The 20,728-nt window shown below is 63.9% G+C and carries 17 protein-coding genes; 5 read left to right on the top strand and 12 right to left on the bottom strand.

Annotation, left to right across the window (positions count from 1 at the left end):
- Positions 1-28: 28 nt before the first annotated feature.
- Positions 29-1,060, bottom strand: coding sequence for an AraC family transcriptional regulator (locus tag C7401_RS15440; RefSeq protein ID WP_112172257.1), 1,032 nt, complete (start codon positions 1,058-1,060; stop codon positions 29-31).
- Positions 1,061-1,238: 178 nt separating this feature from the next.
- Here C7401_RS15440 and fabF point away from each other — a divergent pair, with 178 nt between their 5' ends.
- On the top strand, positions 1,239-2,507 hold the full coding sequence (fabF, locus tag C7401_RS15435) for a beta-ketoacyl-ACP synthase II (protein ID WP_112172256.1): 1,269 nt from the start codon (positions 1,239-1,241) through the stop codon (positions 2,505-2,507).
- 67 nt (positions 2,508-2,574) lie between these two features.
- Here fabF and C7401_RS15430 read toward each other — a convergent pair whose 3' ends face one another.
- Positions 2,575-3,432, bottom strand: a complete 858-nt coding sequence (locus C7401_RS15430; RefSeq protein WP_112172255.1) for an oxidoreductase — start codon at positions 3,430-3,432, stop codon at positions 2,575-2,577.
- A 118-nt stretch (positions 3,433-3,550) separates the two neighbouring features.
- Here C7401_RS15430 and C7401_RS15425 point away from each other — a divergent pair, with 118 nt between their 5' ends.
- Positions 3,551-4,522: a LysR family transcriptional regulator gene (locus C7401_RS15425; protein WP_112172254.1), complete on the top strand. Its 972-nt coding sequence runs from the start codon at positions 3,551-3,553 to the stop codon at positions 4,520-4,522.
- A 26-nt stretch (positions 4,523-4,548) separates the two neighbouring features.
- Here the strand turns inward: C7401_RS15425 and C7401_RS15420 are convergent, their stop codons facing one another.
- From C7401_RS15420 to C7401_RS15405, 4 genes are all read right to left on the bottom strand, one after another.
- A complete protein-coding gene (locus C7401_RS15420) occupies positions 4,549-5,013 on the bottom strand; it encodes an SRPBCC family protein (RefSeq protein ID WP_112172253.1) in 465 nt (154 codons plus the stop codon).
- 174 nt (positions 5,014-5,187) lie between these two features.
- Entirely contained in the window at positions 5,188-6,531 is a 1,344-nt protein-coding gene (locus C7401_RS15415) for a DUF2252 domain-containing protein (protein ID WP_258397078.1), read from the bottom strand.
- A 137-nt stretch (positions 6,532-6,668) separates the two neighbouring features.
- Positions 6,669-8,402, bottom strand: a complete 1,734-nt coding sequence (locus tag C7401_RS15410; protein ID WP_112172252.1) for a SulP family inorganic anion transporter — start codon at positions 8,400-8,402, stop codon at positions 6,669-6,671.
- A gap of 305 nt (positions 8,403-8,707) precedes the next feature.
- Positions 8,708-9,388, bottom strand: a complete 681-nt coding sequence (locus tag C7401_RS15405) for a VIT1/CCC1 transporter family protein (protein WP_112172251.1) — start codon at positions 9,386-9,388, stop codon at positions 8,708-8,710.
- Between the two features lie 386 nt (positions 9,389-9,774).
- Here C7401_RS15405 and C7401_RS15400 point away from each other — a divergent pair, with 386 nt between their 5' ends.
- Positions 9,775-10,554 (top strand): IclR family transcriptional regulator, encoded by a 780-nt coding sequence (locus C7401_RS15400; protein WP_165841918.1) that lies wholly within the window; start codon positions 9,775-9,777, stop codon positions 10,552-10,554.
- A 57-nt stretch (positions 10,555-10,611) separates the two neighbouring features.
- Here the strand turns inward: C7401_RS15400 and C7401_RS15395 are convergent, their stop codons facing one another.
- The 3 genes from C7401_RS15395 to C7401_RS15385 form a co-directional block, all read right to left on the bottom strand.
- Positions 10,612-11,925 (bottom strand): MFS transporter, encoded by a 1,314-nt coding sequence (locus C7401_RS15395; protein WP_112172249.1) that lies wholly within the window; start codon positions 11,923-11,925, stop codon positions 10,612-10,614.
- Between the two features lie 24 nt (positions 11,926-11,949).
- Complete coding sequence (locus C7401_RS15390; RefSeq protein ID WP_112172408.1) at positions 11,950-13,377, bottom strand: amidase; 1,428 nt, start codon at positions 13,375-13,377, stop codon at positions 11,950-11,952.
- 244 nt (positions 13,378-13,621) lie between these two features.
- The gene (locus C7401_RS15385) at positions 13,622-14,530 is read right to left on the bottom strand and encodes a LysR family transcriptional regulator (RefSeq protein WP_181565588.1); all 909 of its coding nucleotides are present in this window, start codon (positions 14,528-14,530) and stop codon (positions 13,622-13,624) included.
- Positions 14,531-14,608: 78 nt separating this feature from the next.
- Here C7401_RS15385 and C7401_RS15380 point away from each other — a divergent pair, with 78 nt between their 5' ends.
- Positions 14,609-15,910 (top strand): aspartate aminotransferase family protein, encoded by a 1,302-nt coding sequence (locus C7401_RS15380; RefSeq protein ID WP_112172247.1) that lies wholly within the window; start codon positions 14,609-14,611, stop codon positions 15,908-15,910.
- An 18-nt stretch (positions 15,911-15,928) separates the two neighbouring features.
- Here the strand turns inward: C7401_RS15380 and C7401_RS15375 are convergent, their stop codons facing one another.
- Complete coding sequence (locus tag C7401_RS15375; RefSeq protein WP_112172407.1) at positions 15,929-16,396, bottom strand: Lrp/AsnC family transcriptional regulator; 468 nt, start codon at positions 16,394-16,396, stop codon at positions 15,929-15,931.
- A 115-nt stretch (positions 16,397-16,511) separates the two neighbouring features.
- Here C7401_RS15375 and C7401_RS15370 point away from each other — a divergent pair, with 115 nt between their 5' ends.
- The gene (locus C7401_RS15370) at positions 16,512-17,153 is read left to right on the top strand and encodes a LysE family translocator (RefSeq protein ID WP_112172246.1); all 642 of its coding nucleotides are present in this window, start codon (positions 16,512-16,514) and stop codon (positions 17,151-17,153) included.
- 30 nt (positions 17,154-17,183) lie between these two features.
- Here the strand turns inward: C7401_RS15370 and C7401_RS15365 are convergent, their stop codons facing one another.
- Positions 17,184-18,077 carry a transglutaminase family protein gene (locus C7401_RS15365; RefSeq protein WP_112172245.1) on the bottom strand — a complete coding sequence of 298 codons (894 nt, stop codon included), beginning with the start codon at positions 18,075-18,077 and terminating at the stop codon, positions 17,184-17,186.
- Complete coding sequence (locus C7401_RS15360) at positions 18,074-20,725, bottom strand: circularly permuted type 2 ATP-grasp protein (RefSeq protein WP_112172244.1); 2,652 nt, start codon at positions 20,723-20,725, stop codon at positions 18,074-18,076. The genes C7401_RS15365 and C7401_RS15360 overlap by 4 nt, the downstream gene beginning before the upstream one ends.
- Between the last annotated feature and the right edge of the window lie 3 nt (positions 20,726-20,728).

Below are 20,728 nucleotides of genomic sequence, written 5' to 3'. Positions count from 1 at the left end.
AAGCCCATCCGACGCGGACATCGTCTCGTCACTCACCCTGACGGCTGCCCTTGCGATAGTCAGTAGGACTACTGCCGGTCCAGTGCTTGAATGCGCGGCAAAAGCCGGTGGCATCGGAAAAGCCGAGATCAAACGCCAGCACGGCCACGCTCGTGTTCGAATTGGTCAGCCGATGGATGGCGATATCCCTTCGCAGTCCGTCTTTCACTAGCTGAAAATGCGTTCCTTCCTCTGCGTATCTGCGATTGAGCGTGCGCACCGACGTATGTAACGCCTGCGCGAGATCCTGAATGGTTACCGGCTGCGTCATATTCTGTTCAAGATACTCGCGCGTTTTCGCCACGATGGAACCGTGATGCAACGCGGTGAATGTCCAGTCTCCAGGCGCGCGCTTCAGGAATTCCCATAGCTCGTGCTTCTCGCGGTTGAACAGTTCCGCACAATCCTGGTACAGGAAATAAATGCTCGTCATTCCTGAATCGAAATGCACGGCGCCTGGGTACAGGAACGCATAGTCCCCCGCGTGTCTCGGTTTGGCGAAGTCGAACTCGACCCGGTGCAGGACGAGCTCCCTGCCAAGCAGCCAGGATGCGATGCCGTGAACCAGCTTCATCATCAACTCATGTCCAAGTGGCGTGACCTGCGTGCCGGACGTTCTTTCCACTAGCGCGAGCCGCACCAGATCATGCTTCGTTGAAATCTGTAGCCGGTAGTCATCCAGCAGCAAATTCCAGAAGCGCACGAAACGATTGAACGCCACCAGCACGGTGGGCGCGTCGAGCAGGCTGAGCATGAGGTACTTTAATGTGCCACCCCGGATCGGCCGGGACCATAGACCCAGCATCTCGTCATCGAGTGTCGCCGCGACCGTCCTGTACAGCGCGACATATTGCTCGCGTGTCATGCGCGCGTCGGGCTGATGGAGCAGGGACTGGGGGATGGCGGCGCTTGCGAGCGCCTGCGCCGCCGCGTCCTCCCCGTGACGGCTGCGAATGACGCGCAACATCCCGTGCAGGAAGTGAGCGGAAAGCGTGAGAGGGCTTTGCGAGGTCCGGTTCATGGTGCGTTCATTATGGCGCACTTTGCACATTGATTGGCGCGATGTGTCAATTTCCCACGGCCCACCTGCCTATACTGGCCAGTAATTTCCGCGGTGCTTGAAGCTTGTGATCGTTGCCACTTGGCGCGTTGTGCCAATTCGTGGCGGCATATGTTCGTCAATCGGAAGGGAGCATGGTTTGAGTACGAGACGCATTGTCGTGACTGGCATGGGGATAGTGTCGCCGTTGGGTTGTGAGGTCGAATCCGTATGGAGCCGGCTCTTGAACGGTTATTCAGGCCTGGCGGGTTTGCCTGACGAGGTCACGGAAGGGATTGCATCGAAGGTCGGCGGCGTCGTGCCCATCTTGACGCCGGACTGCCCGTGGGGATTCGATCCCGCTCTCGCGGTCGAGCCCAAGGACCAGAAGAAGATGGACCGCTTCAGTCTGTTTGCGCTGAGCGCGGCGCAAGACGCTTTGAATCAATCCGGCTGGCACCCTGAAACGGAAAGCGCTCGTCAAAGAACGGCAACGATCGTGGCTTCCGGCGTAGGCGGATTCGGTGCGATCGTCGAAGCCGTAAGGACCACTGATAATCGCGGACCTCGGCGGCTTTCTCCATTCACCGTTCCCAGTTTCCTGGCCAATATGGCAGCCGGCCACGTATCCATTCGCCACGGCTTTCGTGGTCCCCTGGGTGCGCCGGTCACCGCCTGTGCCGCCAGCGCTCAGGCCATTGGCGACGCCGCGCGCCTGATCCGCGCCGGCGAAGCCGATATTGCCGTGTGCGGCGGAGCCGAAGCCTGCATCGATCGAGTGAGCTTTGGGGCGTTTGCCGCCGCAAGAACCCTGTCCACAGGCTTCAACGACCATCCCGCACAAGCGTCCCGCCCGTTCGATAGCGGACGCGACGGCTTTGTGATGGGAGAGGGCGCCGGCATGCTCGTCATCGAAGACCTGGAGCACGCATTGCGGCGAGGCGCCACGCCGATTGCGGAAGTGCTCGGTTATGGCACGAGCGCCGATGCACACCATATGACATCCCCGCCCGAAGACGGTGCCGGCGGAAGGCGCGCGATGGAACTGGCGATCCGGCAGGCGAATCTCGAACCCGGCCTGATCGGGCATTTGAACGCTCATGCAACGTCCACGCCCGTAGGCGACATCAGTGAGCTGGCGGCCATCAAGGCGGTATTTGGAACAGGTCGAGGCCCCGCCGTATCCGCCACCAAGTCATCGACTGGCCATTTGCTTGGCGCGGCTGGCGGCGTGGAGGCCATTTTCACCGTGCTTGCGTTGCGAGACCAGCTTGCGCCGCCCACGCTCAATTTGACGCAGCCTGACCCGGCAGCGGAAGGCATCGACATTGTCGGTGCAACGGCACGAAACATATCGACGGAATACGCGATCTCCAATGGCTTCGGCTTTGGGGGCGTCAATGCCAGTCTGGTATTCCGTCGACTTTGATCGTGAATGCGTGTTGAAGGGGCGCTTGAGGGCGTGCCTTGGCGCCCTCAGGCACCATCAGGTAACCTCAAGCGGCGAAGTCGGTCGATGCCGACAGCGCCTTCCACGTTTGCATTTCCTGCGTCACATAAGCGTTTTTCGCTTCGATGGCAGCTAGCGTGTCCGTGCCAAGCGGGAGGCGCAGCGGCGGGTTCGGCGCGTCGACGAGCGTGATCAGCGCGGCCGCAAGCTTCGTCGGGTCGCCGGGCTGGTTGTGATTCATTTGCACGGCCTTGCGGCGCACCGCACCCGAGGTTTCGTCGTAGTCGGCAATCACGTCGGGCGCAACGACGAGCGAGGAAGCATCCAGAAAGTCCGTGCGAAAATACCCCGGCTCGACAACGGTCGCGTGAACGCCCAGCGGTTTCAATTCGGCGTGCAACGCTTCCGTAATGCCTTCGACCGCGAACTTCGTCGACGAGTACGCGCCGAAACCCGCCGCGGCCCGATAACCGCCAACCGACGAAATATTGATCACGTGGCCCGAGCGGTTCGCACGCATCGTCGGCAGCACGGCACGCGTGACGTTAAGCAGACCGAATACATTCGTGTCGTACATGCGGCGGACGTCCTTGTCGGCGGATTCTTCCACGGCGCCCAGCAGACCAAAGCCGGCGTTGTTGACCAGCACGTCGACGCGGCCGAATTTTTCAACCGCCAGTTGCACGGCCGCCTTCGCCTGGGCTTCGTTTGTCACGTCCAGCGCGACCGGCAGCAACGCCGCCGACTCTCCGAGCCGCTCGACGATAGCGGGGACATTGCGTCCGGCGGCCACGACCGCGTTGCCGTCCGCAAGCGCCGCTTCGGCAATCAATGCGCCAATCCCCCGCGATGCGCCAGTGATGAACCATACGCGCTTGAAGCCACCTTGTTGAACGTTAGCCATCATGTCTCTCCTACGTGTGTGATGAGGTGAAGTCATGGTAGTCGCGGCGATTGACACAAACTAGCCGTATATTACTGGAGGGATAATCAACCTCCGTTTGCGAATCGGGGCCCTGGAGATGAACGGAATTCGTGCGATCACCATTTTCGTCCGTGCCGCGGCGCTCGGCAGCCTGCGTGGGGCGGCAATCGATCAGGGCATCTCGCCCCAGGCCGCGAGCCACGCGGTGATGCAACTGGAGAAGGAACTGGGCGTGCGGCTCTTTCACCGGACCACGCGCAAGCTGAGCCTGACCGAGGAGGGCCAGCGGCTGCTCGACAACGTGGAGCCGGCGCTCGCCACCCTCTCTTCCGCGCTCGACGAGGCCCGGCGCTCGAAAGAGGACGTGGCCGGCATGTTGCGCGTGAGTGCGCCGCGGGCATTCGGGCTCCCGGTCCTCTGGCCGTACTTCGAGGAATTCCAGAAGCGCTATCAGAACGTGCAGCTCGAAGTGCAATTCGACGATCAATTCACGGATCTCGTGACAGACCGCTCCGACGTGGGATTTCGCGGCGGACCGCCGCCTTCGGGTGGCTCGATCGCCCGCAGGCTGGTGCCGATTCAACTGATCGTGTGCGCCTCGCCGGACTATATCGAGCGCAACGGCGCGCCGCGGACCATCGAAGAACTCGCGCAGCATCGCTGCACCGGGTACCGCCGCGCCAACACGGGCAAGCTCGCGCAGTGGCAGTTCCGCATCGGCGATGAGATCGTTTATCGCGACGTGCCTCCCGCCATCTGCGTGAACGATACGGAACTCGAAACGCAGGCCGTGCTTTCGGGCCTCGGCATCGGGCAACTGGGGAGCTTCAATGCCACGGCGCATATCCGAAGCGGGCGACTCATTCCGCTTTTGACGGAGCACATCACCGAATACGGCACGATTTATATCTACTACAAGCATCGAACCGAACAATCGCTGCGCGTGAAGACGTTCATCGACTTCATGGTCGAGCGCATGGCCGGCAACCGGAATTTCTTTCTCGATCCGTCCGAGCTTCGCGCGGCGCAGCCGCCGCTGCGCAAACGTGCAGCGAAGCGACGTGGCTAGTGGCTTCTTTGTGGCCGACTGCGCAGTCAGCGGATTGAAGCTGCCAGCAGCATTTCGCGCCGCGCCGCGATCGTGTTCGCCCAGTCGTCGATCATCGCCGCGAAGCGCTCACCCTCGAAATCTTCGAGCGCCCGTTCGCCCACGGCGTTCAGCGCGGTGAGCGTGTAGCTCACCTCAACCGCGGTGCGCGCTGCGTCGAGTGCGGCGCAGCGCACCTCGACAACGCTGGTGCGTGAGGCCGGGGTCGAACGCACATAGCGCGATCGGTGCGCGTGGCGCTCGAAGTCGATCAGCGTCCAGACAGTCAGCTCGTCGCCCTGACCCGTGAGAAACACCATTCCCGCCTCGGTGCGGCCATCGCCTGGGTGGACGTAGGTCGGCTTCCAGCCGTCGACCCATAACTCTTCGCCTGCTGGCGTGAAAAACATGAAGGCCTGGTCGACCGGGGCGTCGACGACGATCCGGTGGCTTACGTGCAGTCGGCGCGGCATGCGTGCATCCTCCGTTCGTCAAAATTCGCAGAGCAAGCGAGCGAGCAAGCGAGCAATGGCGAGCGCTCGTTAAGCCACGCGTTGAAAACCACATTCGGGTTGCGGGTGTATCACTCTGAATCTCGTTTAGCCGTGTTCGAATGCATTTGGCGTCATGACCTGTGCGCTCCCGCCTCATTCACGAATGACCTGAACCCGTCCCGATTTGACCGCTGCCTTTAAAACCGTCCAGTCCGCTTCATTCTGTTCGGCATAGGCGAGCGCGAATTGCACGATTGCCTCGTCGAATGCGCTCGATTTTCCCATATATCCGAAGATCAATGCGGGGTCGCCCGCTTTTGCCATCGCGTGGGCGAGCGCGTGCGCGCAGGAAACCGCATATTCACCGAGATCTTCCACGTCGAATGTGGAGAAGTCGAACGCGCCTTTCATGTCGCGCAGTTGGCGAACGTAAAAGTCGCTGCCCGTGTGCCGCATCTTCGACCAGCCGAGAAAAATATCGCTGGCGGATTGCAGCAGACGCTGCCCGTTCACCACACGCTGGCCGTGATTGGGGAAACGGCTCGGCGGCACGTAACCCTCCAGCACGGAGGCTCGCGCCTCCTTCAACTGAAGGAACAACGGGCAGTCGCCGTCGGCCATGAACAGCGCCTGGTAGCAGCGCGTGCCCACCGATCCCACGCCGACAACACGAATGGCGACATCCACCAGTTCATAGCGATCGAACAGGGCACGCCTGTCGTCGGGCAACGTCAGGCGGTAGTCGGCGAAGAAGCGCCGGACCATCGCGTCGTACTGCTTATGATCGTGCGGGCTCTCCAGAGGGATGTGATACACGAGCGGTGGCATATCCTTGATACGCAGCTTGCCGTTGACGACTTCGGTTGCGTGGCTCATCACCGACCGGGAAGACTGCTGGCTCGCCTTCGCGATGACCGCCATTTCTTTTTTCTTTTCCACCTGCGAACCGGCAATCGCCAGCATGCTCGCTGCGCTGAACTGGTAATACCAGACGTCAAGCGTATCCATCCGGCTGAATTCGGAGATGCGTTGCCGAAACGTCTCGCACAACCGGCGTACGACGGCGCGCTGCTCGCGCGTGGCGAATCCGCGTTCGCGCGCTTCGATCACGAACGACGCGGCCAGCCTGCGCACGTCCCAGTCAAACGGGCCGGGAAGCGTTTCGTCGAAGTCATTGGGTCCAAAAAGCATACGCCGCTCGGGGCTCGCGAACAGGCCGAAATTCGCGAGGTGGGCATCGCCGCCCAGTTGCACGGTAACGCCGGAATGCGGCAGCTTCGACAGGTCATAGGCCATGAGCGGCGCCGCGCCGCGATAGAACGCGAAGGGACTCGCAACCATGCGACCGTAGCGTATGGGTATCAGCTCGGCCACCCGTCCCACGTTGGACGCGTCGAGCAACGCGAGGGGATCGCGGCCGTCGGTCCTGAATTCGGCCAGCTTCGCTCGTGGCACTTTTGCGCGTGCCGCCTTGCCGCGCTCGATGCGCGCCGCCACCGACCCACGCCCCGCAAACAGCATGGACGGGTCTTCCGGATCGGCGGGCCCCGGTGCATTGTCATTGCGCTTCGCAGCAGCGATCTCGGACACGTGTGCCTCCCTTTCCCGGTTGATTGTCTACAGGCCTGGCTTCGTCATGCTTTGGTGTCGTCCGGTGCAGGCGGCGCAGCCGTTGGCGATAGATTGCCGAGCGCGTCGATCGCCTCATCGACCGTCGAGAAGATCTGTCGATGGATATCGGGCGCGCGCAGCGCCTTGTATCGTTCGAGTTCATGCCGCACACCCGAAGGAAGAGCGACGATGGCGATACCCACCCCGCGCCTGTCGAGTTCGCCGCCAAGCTGAAGCAAGGCTTTGCACGCCGTGTAATCGACGTTGTTGATTTCCGATGCATCGAGGACCACCCAGCGCAACGGCGGGCTGGCCTCGTTGACGAGTTTCAGCACTTCCTCCGAGAAGCGGCCGGTGTTTGCATAGAACAGGTCCGCTTCGAACCGGTAGACGACGATGCCGGGAGCCGCGAGCACATTCGGCTCGACACGATGCGCGACCCAGTGACCCGCAGGGCTGCGGGTGAGCACGCGGGTGCGCAGGTGGTAGCTGTTTCGGGCATGCGCGATCAATGACATCACAATGGCGGCGAGAATGCCGTGCATCACATCGACGAACACGACCACGCACACCGTCAGCAGCGCGACGACGAATTCGTCCTTCTGCATGCGAAAGAGCTCGATCATGCCCTTCACGTCGATCAGCTTCACCCCGATCATGAACACAATGGCCGACAAGACGGCGGCAGGCAAAAGACTCAGCGGTCTCGTGAGGAACAGCAGCACCAGCAGCACGATGACCGCGGTCGTGAGATGGGCGACCTGCGTGCGGCCCCCCGCATCGTCGACCATCTCGGTCTTGGTCGGACTGCCGTTCACGACGAAGGTGCCGGTGAACGCCGCTGCGGCGTTCGCAGCCGCGAGCCCGATAATGTCGGCGTTGTCGTCGCCTTTTTCGTTGTAGCGGTTGGCGTACGCGCGCGCCGTCGCCGCGCTCTGGGCGATGATGACGATGAAACACGAGGCGGCCGTTGCCAGCACCTGATTGACCTCGCCCATATGCAACGGCGGAAGGAACAGCGAAGGAAGCCCGCCCGGCACTTCGCCGGTGACGGTAATGCCATGCCCGGCGAAATCGAACACGCCACTTGCCACGATGGACCCGATCACCGCGATCAACGCGCCCGGCGCACGAGGCACGAAGCGCTTGCAACCGATGATCACGGCGAGGACGGCAATCGAAAGCAGCGTGGTCGGATAGTTCGCCCCGGCGCCGCGCTCGACGACGGACACGATCTGCATCACCGGGCCATGCCCCTGCTTTGCGAGTCCGAACAGACCCGCAAGCTCGCCTGCCGCAACCTGCACCCCCACGCCTGTGAGGAAGCCGATCAACGCGCTGCGCGAAAGAAAGTCGGCAAGGAAGCCCAGGCGAAAGATCCGCGCAAAGACCAGCATCACGGCCACCGCCAGGGCCACGGTACTCGTCAGCCCGACATATTCCTTGCTGCCCAATGCGGCGACCGCGGTGAGCGTACCGGCGAGAATGGCTGCGGTGGCGGAATCTGCCGCGACGACCAGTTGACGCGACGCACCAAAGACCGCGAACGCCAGCAGCGGCAGCAAGATGGTGTAAAGACCCGTGACGGTGGGTGTACCAGCTATCTTCGTATAGCCCATCACCTCGGGAATGCCGAGTGCCGCGAGCGTGATTCCCGCGATGATGTCGTGCGGGAGTTGCGCGGGGCTGAGCGGCAAAAGCCCCTGTAGAAAGGGCAGGCGATGCGGATGCGGTTGTGCGGAAGCCGCTGGTTTCATGGCGTCACCTCCAGTTCGCACTGAACGCGGTGGAGTCACCGGGTGGCGTAACGAGATTCATACGCAGTCCAAAATGAATGTAAGCACTTTGTCGGGAAAGAGCGTGCAGCACGAGCGGGCGTGCGCAATGGCGCGCGCGACGACGCCATTCGCGAATGCAGAGAACGCGCAAACGAGCCTCATCGAGACGGAAGATCCCCATGCCTGATCCGGATAAACGGCTTGATCGAGACAACAGCGAACCAGGTTCCAGACGCACACCGTCGCCCTTTTCAGGGTAACAGTCAAGAAGCGAGACGCGTTGTTTACCCGCCCACTGCGATGATTGCCATCGTCAGCAACACGCCGAGCGCGGTCATGGCGATGCCTGCTTTCATTGCGCCCGCACCGGTGTAGCGTCCCAGTGCACAGCCCGCGATGAAGAGCATCGCGAGTGTCAGCACGCGTGAGCAGACGAGCGCCGCCCTGTGATCATCGATCAGGAGAAACGGCAGGGCAACGGGGAAGGTGCCGAGGACGACGAGCAGAAAGATGCCCACTGCGCCGACGAAGTCGTCACGTACGAAATTCGCTCTGGGCGGCAGCGTCGATGTGGCCGCGAGACGCGCCCGAATCCGCTCGAGTTCGCCGTCTTCGACAAGCGAGTCCAGCGTCTCGGGCAATGCGTCACGCAATGTACGCACGGCAACTGCACGGTCCGTCTCTTGCCGCGCGGTCAACGCGAGCTTCAGGCGTTGTCCTCGATCGACAAGCGTGCGCACGAGATACATCACGGCGTCGGCCAGGCCCCACGCGAGATTGCATCCGAGCGCGGCATGAAACATTTTGGTCCCGGCGTCGCCGCCGACGCTCACTGCCTTGACAGCCCCGACGAAGGTCAGTGCCATGAACAGGCCAAAGCATATCTCGCACACGCGGTCGACGGTATTGAGAATCGGCTTGCGCCGCTCGGGTTCGGTGTGTGCGGCCGGTGTGATGGTGCTCATTTCGCCTCGACTCCAGATGGACAGCGCGACGTTGCGCTCATGCTTGGGAGGACGGCACGTATGAGCAGTATATGAAAGCGACGACCGATCGGAGCCCTTATTTTTTGGGCGGAGGGCGGTGCCGTCACGCATGGTTCGCACCTTCGAACCGGCCGATGTCACGCGTCGCATTGGAGCGTTTACATGCCGCTGCCTTGCGTTCGCCGGGCAAGGCCGGGACTTCGTCCGCAGCGTCGTATGTCAAACGTTGAGCGGCGCGGTGGTGGTCATTGCCCGTTTGATATTTGCCGACAGGGAGAACTTCGCAATCCGACAGCCCGCAACACTTTGTATTGCAATTCGATACAATGAGCCTTTGCCAATTATCGTGTATCGGGAGCTACCAGGTGAGCAGCAACGAGCAGGCTACGGAGGTCGACAACCTCTTCGTGCAATCCCTTGCCAAAGGGCTAAAAGTGCTTGAGGCGTTCAGCTCGCTCCAGGATTCAATCAGTCTCACGGAGCTTGTCGCCGCGACCGGAATGACCAAGAGTGGCGTTCAGCGTCTCACGCACACGCTGGAGCAGACCGGCTATATCAGGAAGGATGCGTTGTCGAAGCGCTATAGCCTCACGCCTCGCGTGCTGGAGCTAGGCTATTTTTTTCTGCGGACCAACCCGCTCGTCGCGAAGGTCACGCCCACGCTCGTCGCAGCCCGTGAGCGCCTCGGCCTCGCCATGCATGTGAGCGTGCTCGAAGACGATGACCTGCTGTATCTTTTCCGCCTTCCCAGCCGGGAACTGAAAGTGGTCGAGATGTTGCCCGGCCGCCGGACGTCGGCGTTTTCGACAAGCTCGGGGCGTGTCCTGCTTTCCGCTTACCCCGATGACAAGGTGCGCGACATCCTGAAGCGCAAGCCGGTGCCGGCCATGACGCCGCAAACGGTCACCGACCCGGACGAACTGATGGCGCTCGTTGCCGAATGCCGGAGCCAGGGCTATTCGATTTCGCAGGACCAGCTCATCACCGGCCAGATTGGCGTTGCGGGGCCCATCTTCAACGCGGCAAGGAAGATGGTCGCCGCGGTCAACATCGTCGCGAGAACCAGCGACTGGCCGCTGGCCCGGGTCGAAGCCGAACTTTTGCCGCAGTTGCTCGCGCTGGTTCAGGAACTCTCGACTTACTGACCGTGATTTCGACGGTCGCGCCGTTGCAGACGCGACCGTTGCGACAGCCGCGGGGGGTTACATCGCCGCGAAAGACGTCTTTCTTCGCGCGATGATTGCCACGCAGATCAGCGAGGCCGCGCTCAGCGCCGAGTAAAAGACGGCAAGCGGAATCCAGCTACCGTGGAAACGCTCGGCGAGTATCGAACCGACGAAAGGCGTGAAGCCCGCGATAATGGCGCCGCACAGCTGGTAGGCCAGGGAGATGGCCGAATAGCGGATATGTGCCGGGAAAATCTCGGTCATATACCCGGCGATAATCGAATAGAAACTCGACTTCGTGGCGATCGCCAGCATGACGCCAATAAGCATGAGCCAGGTGTTCTGCGTGCTGACCAGCATGAACATCGGATAGGGAATCAACACACTGCCGGCGGCCGACAACAGCAGGCAGCGCACCGTACCGAAGCGTTCGGCGATTTTTGCCGCAACCGGCTGCCACAGAAACTGGATGACGGCGGCCAGCGTCAGCACATTGATGATCTTCGACGCGGACATCCCCAGATAATGCGTGGTGTAACTCAGCATGAACGTGTTGGTGAAGTAAGCGCCGGCCACGCCAATGCTGTTTGCACCCATGGCGAGCAGCACCACCACCCAGTGATGGCGCAGGACTTCGACCAGCGGCATCTTGACGAGCTTGCGTTCTTTCTTCGAAGCGTGGAACTCGGGAGACTCCTTGACGCCTGCTCGAACGAAGAACCCCACGGCGAAAAGCACCACGCTCCCGAGGAACGGCAGGCGCCAGCCCCAATCGAGGAGGGTCGCGTGGTCGAAGCGGCTCACTGCGCCGAATACCAGCATGGCGAGCAGCAATCCCGCAGGACTGCCAAGTTGCGCGAAGGAGGCGAAGAAGGTCCGGCGGTGCTTCGGGGCGTGTTCGCCCGCGATCAGGACCGCGCCCCCCCATTCGCCACCCACCGCGATACCCTGCAAAACCCGCATGAGCAGCAGCAGGCACACGGAGAGGGCGCCCGCCTGTTCATAGGTCGGCAGCAAGCCAACGCCAACGGTCGACGCCGCCATCAACATGAGCGTGGCCATGAGCGACTTTTTACGGCCGAGCTTGTCACCGAGGTGTCCAAACACAATGCCGCCGATTGGCCGCGCGAGAAAGCCGACCGCGAACGTCGCGAACGACGCCAGCGTGCCGACGTAGGAACTCACTTGCGGGAAGAACAGTTTGTCGAAGACGAGTGCGGCCGCATTCCCGTAAATGTAGAAGTCGTACCATTCGACGGTCGTGCCGAGAAAGGCTGCAATGGACGCGCGAACAGGCTGGTTTTCCGAACGATGCGCTGCGATGTCCGAACGCTCAGTGGATGTGCTCATGATTGACCTGGTCAGTCGTGCGAATTAAGAAAGGGTCGAGCGAACAGGCCGACGGCGATGGTGCTGGGTGAGTTGCTCGAATGCATGAGCCAACTGGAGTACGCCGAGCTCGTCGCGGTACCGGCCGATAATCTGGACGCCCACGGGCGTGCCGTCCTTGCTGAAACCACAGGGAACGGAGATGGCCGGGTTCCCGGCGACCGAGAACACATAGGCGGATTGCTGCCAGTCGATGTAAGTCGCCTGGGGCACGCCTGCAATTTCGGCGGGATATTCCTGTTCAACGGGGAACGGCAGCACCTGCGAAACCGGCGCCACGATGAATTCATACGTGTCGGTGAATTCCCGCAGGCGCTCGAACAGGCGGGTGCGCTGGGCTTGCGCGTCGAGAATGTCGTCGACCGTCAGCCGCAAGCCCTTTTCGATATTCCAGATGACCGTGTCTTTGAGCTTGTCGCGCTTCGACTTGAGGGTCTCCCGATACGCGTTCGCAAACGACATGGCGCGCAAGGTGTGGAAGGCCTCGTGGGCGCCTTCCAGCGGAGGCGTTGCGGCTTCCACGCGGCAACCCAGGTCGGCGAATACGCCCAGACTCGCACGCGTGATTTCCATCACCTCGGGCTCGAACGGCAGGCCGCCCAGGTCGCCGCCCCACGCAATTCGAACGTTGCTGAAATCGCGCTGAAGCTGCTTGCTGTACGCGATCTCCGGCGACGGGAAGGAAAGCGGGTCCCGCGCGTCGAAGCCTGCCAGCGTTTCCAGGAACAGCGCGACATCCTCGACCGTCCTGCCCATGGGCCCGGCGACCGAAAGCGGATTGAAGCGGCCCGCGTTCGGCGCATACGGCACGCGGCCGAAGGAAGGGCGCAGGCCGACGATATTGCAAAAGCTGGCCGGATTGCGCAGCGATCCACCCATGTCCGAACCGTCGGCGAGCGCAACCATGCCGCTGGCCAGCGCCGCGGCGGCACCGCCGCTGCTGCCGCCCGCCGAGCGGTCCGGCGCGTAGGGATTGCGCGTCATGCCGTACACGGAATTGAAGGTGTGCGAGCCGGCGCCGAATTCGGGCGTGTTCGTCTTGCCGATGGCGATTGCGCCCGCGAGACGCTGGCGCTCCACGAGCGTGACGTCGGCTTCGGGCACGTAGTCCTCGAAGGCGAGCGAGCCGAATGTCGTCCGTGTGCCCTTCGTGCTGAAGAGGTCCTTGTGTGCGACGGGCAAGCCATGCAGTGCGCCGAGTGGTTCGCCTCGGGCCTGGGCGGCGTCGGCGGCGCGTGCGCCTGCCATAGCGCGGTCGAAATCCGCCGCTACGACCGCGTTGATTTGCGGATTCCATTGCTGAACGCGCTCCAGATGAGCGGCCATGACCTCCGTCGCGCTCACTTCGCCGGTACGGATGAGCCTGGCGAGGTGGGTAGCGGTCAAATCGGGGAGTTCACTTGAGACTGACATCATTTCCTTTAAAGTATCGAATGGCAATACAATGTATTGGGAAATATTGAAGTGTCAAAAACGCATCGTCAATGAAAACCTGATGGTGTACGGGTAAACCCTTTGAAAGATTCGCGCGCAACCGTTTGCCCCGGCTGGGGCGCTATGCGCGTGGACGAAGGGAGACGTCGCGGCGTCGCGACCGATGAAGTCGGGCGGGGGGGACTGTGCAGCGAGGGGCGGGGACGCCCGGCGCGCCCGGCGATTACAGCAGTGGCAGCGTGAACCGGATGTGATCCGCGAACGCCGCCGTGAGATGCGAGGGGCGCTTGCGTTCGAACTTCAGCGTGATGCCGACGCTCGGCAAAGGCGGCAACGCGGGGTCGCCGTTGAGGATGGCCAGATCGGATGGCACGGCCGTCTGCGTCATCACCGCGAAGGCTTGCCCCGAGCGCACGAGCGCCGTGAGTCCGGCGAGACTGCTGCTCGCATACGCGACGCGGTAGGCCCGGCCCGCGCGATCGAGCGCTTCGCACGCGGCGATGTGGTCGAGCGTGTCCGGGTCGGAAAGCGCGAGCGGCAGCGGATCGAAATGCGCGGATTCGAGCTCCGGCGAGCCGATCCACACCAGTTGCTCGCGGCGGATGATGTCGTCGCCCGCGCCGCTCGCTGCGCCGCCTGCCGTCCGGTCATCGGGCAACGACACCATCGCGAGATCCACGGCGCGTTTGTCCAGTTGCTCCAGCAGTCGCGGCGTGGGGCCGCAAACGACCTCCACGAGCGCATGCGGGTGCTGGCTCGCGAACTGGCGCAGCAAGGTGGGAAGGAACACGGCCGCATAGTCGTCGGGGCAGCCGAAGCGGATAGTCCCCGACAAGCCCTTGCCGCCAAGGTCGGCGAGCGCCTCGTCATGCAGCCGCAAAATGCGCTGGGCGTGTATCAGCAAGCGCTCGCCCGGGTTGGTGAGCACCACGCCCCGCCCGGTGCGCTGAAAGAGCGGCTGATCGACGATTTCCTCCAGCCGCTTCATCTGCTGGCTCAGCGCCGACTGGGTGCGGCCCACGCGCTCGGCCGCCCGGCTGAGCGAGCGCACTTCGGCAATCACGGCGAACGAACGCAGCAAATCGATTTCGAGCGTACGGCTCAAGATATTAGCCTCTCTTCTATCTCGCATAAGAACTATTCGATTCTATAAAACCAGAGCGCCGACTAGACTGCAAGGAAAACTTGCTACGCGAAGAGGAGAAGCACGGTGACCCGCAACGACGATGAACTTTTCTGGCGCAACGCCAGGCAGCACCTCATCCGCTACGGCGGCACGTTCGAGCCGATGATCATCGAGCGCGCCCAGGGCAGCTTCGTCTACGACGCCGACGACCGCCCGATTCTCGACTTCACCTCGGGCCAGATGAGCGCGGTGCTGGGCCATAGCCACCCCGAGATCGTTTCGGTCATCAACGAATACGCGGGCAAGCTCGATCACCTCTTCAGCGGCATGCTCTCGCGTCCCGTGGTCGATCTGGCAACGCGCCTGGCCGAGATCACCCCCGAGGGGCTGGACCGCGCGCTTTTGCTCAGCACGGGCGCGGAGTCGAACGAGGCGGCCATCCGCATGGCGAAGCTCGTCACCGGCAAATACGAAATCGTGGGCTTCGCGCAGTCGTGGCACGGCATGACGGGCGGCGCGGCTTCGGCCACGTATAGCGCGGGGCGCAAGGGCGTGGGCCCGGCCGCCGTCGGCTCGTTCGCGATTCCCGCGCCGTTCCCGTACCGGCCGCGCTTCGAGCGCAACGGCCAGTACGATTACCTGGCAGAACTGGATTATGCGTTCGATCTGATCGATCGCCAGTCGAGCGGCAATCTCGCGGCCTTCATCGCCGAGCCGATTCTCAGCTCCGGCGGCATCATCGAACTGCCCGAAGGCTACATGGCGGCGCTCAAGCGCAAATGCGAAGAACGCGGCATGCTGCTGATTCTCGACGAGGCGCAAACCGGCGTGGGGCGCACGGGCACGATGTTCGCGTGCCAGCGCGACGGCGTCACGCCCGACATTCTCACGCTCTCCAAGACGTTGGGCGCGGGCCTGCCGCTGGCGGCCGTGGTCACGTCCGCGCAGATCGAGGAGGAGGCGCACGCGCGCGGCTTCCTGTTCTATACGACCCACGTGTCCGATCCGCTGCCCGCCGCGGTCGGCTTGCGCGTGCTGGACGTGGTCGAGCGCGATGGCCTCGTGGCGCGTGCGAACGTGATGGGCGAGCGGCTCAGGCGCGGCTTGCTGGACCTGATGGAGCGCTTTGACTGCATTGGCGATATTCGCGGGCGCGGGCTGCTGCTCGGCATGGAGGTCGTCAAGGACCGCCGCACGAAGGAGCCCGCCGACGGCCTCGGTGCGAAGATCACGCGCGAGTGCATGAAACTCGGCCTGAGCATGAATATCGTGCAGTTGCCGGGCATGGGCGGGGTGTTCCGCATCGCGCCGCCGCTCACGGTTAGCGAGGCCGAGATCGACCTCGGCATCGACCTGCTGGGTCAGGCCATCGCGCGTTCGTTGTGAACAGGCGGGCCGCCGAGGCTAGGCCCTGCTGTTCGAGCCCGGCGACCTGGCAGTCGGCCGCTGCACCGCGCGAGCGGGCAGCGGCGTGGACATGACGATGGACGTGCGCGTTTCGCCGTAAAGATTGATGCGCTGGATCAGCCGCTCCAGGTCGGCCACGCTCGCCGCGACGAGGCGGATTACATAGGAATCCGCACCAGTGACGTGATGGCATTCGAGCACCTCGTCGATCGTGCCGAGCAGCTTGAGAAACTTCGTTTTGGCGGATTGCTGCACGGTAATGCCGATCAGCGCCATGATCGGATAACCGGCCGCCACCGGATTCACGCGCGCCGAGTAGCCTTCTATCACGCCCGACTCTTCGAGGCGTCTCACCCGTTCCGTCACCGCCGGCACCGACAAACCCACCTGCCGCGCCAGTTCGGTATAGGTCACGCGGCCGTTTTCCTGTAGCAGCGAAAGTACCTTCCAGTCCAGATCGTCCATCATGATGAAGTTTTTAAGGTAAAACGCCAATTCTCCATTAAAAACCTACTTTTGCGGCGCACTCGCGGCGTTTACGATATTTCCCTGAACAACACGAATTGCGGGGAGAGGGGAAATGCTGTTCGTCAAAGCCGTTGCGATGGGGTTTTGCATCGCCGCACCCGTCGGGGCCATCGGCATGCTGTGCATCCAGCGCAGCCTGAGCCGCGGGTTTTGCTCGGGCTTTGCCACGGGTATCGGTGCGGCGTGCGCCGACGCTGTTTATGGCCTGCTCGGCGCCCTGGGCGTTGCGGGCATCGTGACGGCGCTGCCCATGCTGACCGTTGCCCTCAAATGCGCGGGCGGGGCCTTTCTGGTCTGGATGGCATGGTCGATCGCGCGCGATGCGCCCACCGCGCAGGCCGCCGAGCGGGAGACCGCGCGCACGCCGGTTACGCGCGACTTCGTGACGACGTTCGCGCTCACGCTCTCGAACCCGTTGACCATTTTTTCGTTCATCGCCGCGTTCGCGGCGCTCGGGCCGCTTTCCGCCCCGCAGGGCGAGCATGGCGCGATGGGGTGGGCCACCGTGGCTCCCATGGTGCTGGGCGTGTTCGCCGGGTCGGCGGTGTGGTGGCTGTGCCTGAGCGGCGTGACGGCCGCGCTGCGCACGAGGCTGCCTTTGGCATTTACGCGCGGCGTTTCCCTGTTCTCGGCGCTCGCCATCGCGGCGTTCGGTGTCGTTCAGGTGGTGACGGGGCTGGGGCGGCTGGTGTAGGCGCGCCAATTTCGGGCTCTAACGATTGCTTCAATCGGCTCTCACATCCACGGCAACTTCCACCCGATGCGCGCCGCCGCCCAGGATCACGCCGCGCAGCAGCGAGACATCGCTGTAGTCGCGGCCGATGGCGAGCGTCACGTGGCCCTGATCGGCGAGCACGTCATTGGTCGGATCGAGGTCGATCCACCCGGCCGAATCCACGCCCGGCACATAGAGCGACACCCATGCGTGCGAGGCGTCCGCGCCGATCATCGCGGGTGCGCCGGCGGGCGGGTCGTTGCGCAGATAGCCGCTCACGTAGCGCGCCGCAAGGCCGATCGAGCGCAGGCAGCCGATCATCACCTGGGCGAAGTCCTGGCACACGCCGTGGCGCAGCGCGAAGGCGCGCGCGGCGGGGGTGTCGAACGCCGTTGTCGAGGGACGGTACGCGAAATCCGCGTGGATGCGATGCATCAAGTCGATTGCCCCGGCCAGCACAGGCGCGCCCGGTGCGAAGCTTTCCAGCGCATAGGCGCGCAGTTCGGGCAGCAGGGCGATATTCGGCGAAGCGAAGCAAAATTCGGACTCCGCATGGAATGCGCCGCCCGCCGTGTAACGCAGCTTGTGAGCGACCGTTTCCCAGGCCGGCGTGGCGGCGATGTCGAGCGTCGCATAACGCGGCGCGAGCATCACGGTCGTCTCGCTCGTCATCAGCAGGTAATCGTGCGGGGCTTCGAACGAGAAGTAGAGCACTTCGTTGCCGAAGGCGTCGAGGCGGCTGCGTTGATACGAGGGCGCGGGCTCGATGCAATCGCGGTGCGCCAGCACGCGCTGCCACGGCAGTTCGAGCGGGCGGATCGTCGCGAGATGCTGCGCGGTTTCGACGAGCGTCGAATACCGATACGTCGTGCGGTGCGAAACCGTGAGGCGCGTGTCGCTCATGACCACACCTGCGCGGCGAGCGGCACGGCGTGGCTGAACCAGCGTGCGCTGATTTCGTTCGACGCCGCGGCCATGCGTTCGGCGAGCGAGTCGCACAGCGCCGTGAGCGCGGGATAGCGGCCGTCCTCGCCGGGATCGCACAGCGCTTCGAGCGTGGGAAGCGCTTCGATGGGCGCGAGTTGCGAGGCGAACGGCTCGCGCTTCGGTCCGCCCGCCGCCTGGGCGATCTCGTCGAGGCGCGTGCGCAGGCGCGCATAAACGCCATAAAGGCCACGCGGATTGGTCGGGTCGGTCACGATCGTGTCGAGCAGGGCGGGCACTTCGAGGCGTCCCGGATAAAGCGAGCGATAGGTGAGCGTGCTGTCGAACAACTGCAACAGCATGTCGAAGCCCGCCGGTGTGGCGAGCGTGCGTTCGTGCGCGGCGACGCGCAACATCGTTGCGAGCGCAGCGACCCGTTCGATGTGACGCCCCGCGAACAGCAGCCGCCACGCTTCGTCGCGCGTCATGCGGTCGCCCTGGCAGCCGCTGATGGCGCTCAGTTGCGTGGCGAGCGCATCGAGCGCGCCCATGAGCGCCATGCGGTCGTATGGCGTGGGACGTCGGAACTCGATGGCGGCGCCGTGACGCGGCGGCGCGGGAATGAGCGACAGCGCCTGGAGCGCGTCGCGAAAGTCGTTGCGCGAGGCGAGCACGGTGCGCCAGTGGTCGCTCGACAGCCGGCCGCGAATCTCGCCGCACGCATAGGCCTGGCTCGCGAGCGTGCGGCCGATGCCTGTCGCGCCCGCGTTCTCGTGCAGATTGGCCACGAGCGCGCGCTCGAACTCATCGAGCGCGAGTCGCGTTTCGTCGCCGGGAGCGGGCACGAGCCCATTCGCAGCGGCGAGTTCGACGAACGTGCCGGACAGTTCCTCGGCGTCGCTGCCTTCGAGCGAGCCGAGAATCAGCCTGCACAAGCGCACGCCGTTTTCGGCGCGCTCGCCGTATCGGCCTGCCCAGAAGAGGTTTTCGGCGGCGCGGCTCGGCACGCGGCGGCGTTCGCGGCGCAGGTCGCCCGGCTTCATCGGGCTTGGCAGGAGCGTGAAGTTCGAGCCGGGCTGGCTCGACAGCACCCAGGTGTCCACGCTGCTGCCGCCCACCTGCATCGATACGGATTCCTGATGTTCCGCCGCTAGCCGCGTGAAGCCGCCGGGCAAGACGCGCCAGCCTTGCTCCTGGTCGGCGATCGCATACACGCGCAGCACGGCCGGACGCGCGCCGAGCATGCCCGCGCCGGTTTCGTAGCGGGGCGTGTAGCTGTAGCGCAGTGGCTGCTGGATCGTGAACGCGTCGGGCAACTGCTCGATGCGCTCGCGCCAGTCGGCGAGCGTTTGCACGCCTGCGGCAAGCCCCGGCGGCGTTGGTGACGCCGCCGATGCCGCCGCGCCGCGCGAACCGCCTGGCCACGTCGGCACGATCAGCGCCTGCGGCACCTGCGCGAGCGCGTCTTGCCAGGCGGCCGCTTCGCCGCACCACCAGGTGGGGACGCCCGGCAGCGCGAGTTCTTCACCGAGCAGCGCCTGCGCAATGCCGGGCATGAAGCCATGCAGCGCGGGCGACTCGACGAAGCCGGCGCCCGGCACGTTCGAGACCATCACGTTGCCCGCGCGCATGACCTGCAAGAGCCCCGGCACGCCGATGGTCGAGTCGGCGCGCAGTTCGACCGGGTCGCAGAAGGTGTCGTCGAGGCGGCGCAGCACCGCGTGCACGCGCTCGAGACCACCCAGTGTTTTCAGGTAGAGCATGTCGTCGCGCACCGTGAGGTCCTTGCCCTCCACCAGCGTGAGGCCCAGGTAGCGCGCGAGGAACACGTGCTCGAAATAGGTTTCGCTGTACGGCCCAGGCGTAAGCAGCACGATATGCGGCGAGGCGCCGCTCGCGCCGCGCTCGTCGGCGTTCATGATCGCGCGCGCGGCCGCGGCGAGCGTGGCGATGAGCTGCGAATACGAGGGCGCGAGGCGATGCACCCGCATGGTGCGAAACGGCTCGGCGAAGAGGCTCGATACGATGAGCCGGTTTTCCAGCAGATAGCCCAGGCCCGAGGGCGCTTCCGTGCGATGCGAAACGACGGTCCACTGGCCGTCGGGCGCGCGCGCGAGGTCGAGCGCGACGATCTGGAGATACTGGCGCTCGGGCGGCACGAAGCCCTTCACGGCGCGCAGATAACCGGGGTGGCCGAACACCAGCGCGGGCGGCAGGAGGCCGCTTGCGAGCAGCGTCTGCGGCCCGTAGATGTCGGCGACGATTTCGTTGAGCAACCGCGCGCGCTGTGCCACGCCTTGCTCGATCTGCGCCCATTCGCTTTCGTCGATGATGAGCGGCAGCGCGTCGAGCGCCCACGGGCGGGGGCCGCCGGGGTCCGCGTAGACGTTGTAGCTGATGTCGTTCTCTCGCACCTGGCGAGCGACCGAAGCGGCGGCGCTGTCGAAGTCCGCTACGCCAGGCTTGCCGAGCAGCGCGAAAAACTGCCGCCACGGCTCGCGCAACTCGCCCTGCGGCGCGCGCAGTTCGTCCCAGTGGCCGGTGTGCACCGGTAAGGTGCGCAACGGCGCGATCGCCAGCGTGTCGCTGGCGGAGGAATCGAACGGCAGGGTGGATTGAGTCGGCAAGAT

Origin of the sequence: Paraburkholderia unamae (genome assembly GCF_003268775.1) — a bacterium.
Taxonomy (GTDB): domain Bacteria; phylum Pseudomonadota; class Gammaproteobacteria; order Burkholderiales; family Burkholderiaceae; genus Paraburkholderia; species Paraburkholderia unamae.
This window is presented reverse-complemented; position numbering and strand designations above follow the sequence as displayed.

Coding starts and splice junctions, on each gene's coding strand:
- C7401_RS15365 (WP_112172245.1), bottom strand. CDS start 18,077: ATGAGCGACACGCGCCTCACGGTTTCGCACCGCACGACGTATCGGTAT.
- C7401_RS15390 (WP_112172408.1), bottom strand. CDS start 13,377: ATGTCAGTCTCAAGTGAACTCCCCGATTTGACCGCTACCCACCTCGCC.
- C7401_RS15375 (WP_112172407.1), bottom strand. CDS start 16,396: ATGGACGATCTGGACTGGAAGGTACTTTCGCTGCTACAGGAAAACGGC.
- C7401_RS15405 (WP_112172251.1), bottom strand. CDS start 9,388: ATGAGCACCATCACACCGGCCGCACACACCGAACCCGAGCGGCGCAAG.
- C7401_RS15395 (WP_112172249.1), bottom strand. CDS start 11,925: ATGAGCACATCCACTGAGCGTTCGGACATCGCAGCGCATCGTTCGGAA.
- C7401_RS15430 (WP_112172255.1), bottom strand. CDS start 3,432: ATGGCTAACGTTCAACAAGGTGGCTTCAAGCGCGTATGGTTCATCACT.
- C7401_RS15385 (WP_181565588.1), bottom strand. CDS start 14,530: ATGCGAGATAGAAGAGAGGCTAATATCTTGAGCCGTACGCTCGAAATC.
- C7401_RS15425 (WP_112172254.1), top strand. CDS start 3,551: ATGAACGGAATTCGTGCGATCACCATTTTCGTCCGTGCCGCGGCGCTC.
- C7401_RS15420 (WP_112172253.1), bottom strand. CDS start 5,013: ATGCCGCGCCGACTGCACGTAAGCCACCGGATCGTCGTCGACGCCCCG.
- C7401_RS15410 (WP_112172252.1), bottom strand. CDS start 8,402: ATGAAACCAGCGGCTTCCGCACAACCGCATCCGCATCGCCTGCCCTTT.
- C7401_RS15440 (WP_112172257.1), bottom strand. CDS start 1,060: ATGAACCGGACCTCGCAAAGCCCTCTCACGCTTTCCGCTCACTTCCTG.
- C7401_RS15370 (WP_112172246.1), top strand. CDS start 16,512: ATGCTGTTCGTCAAAGCCGTTGCGATGGGGTTTTGCATCGCCGCACCC.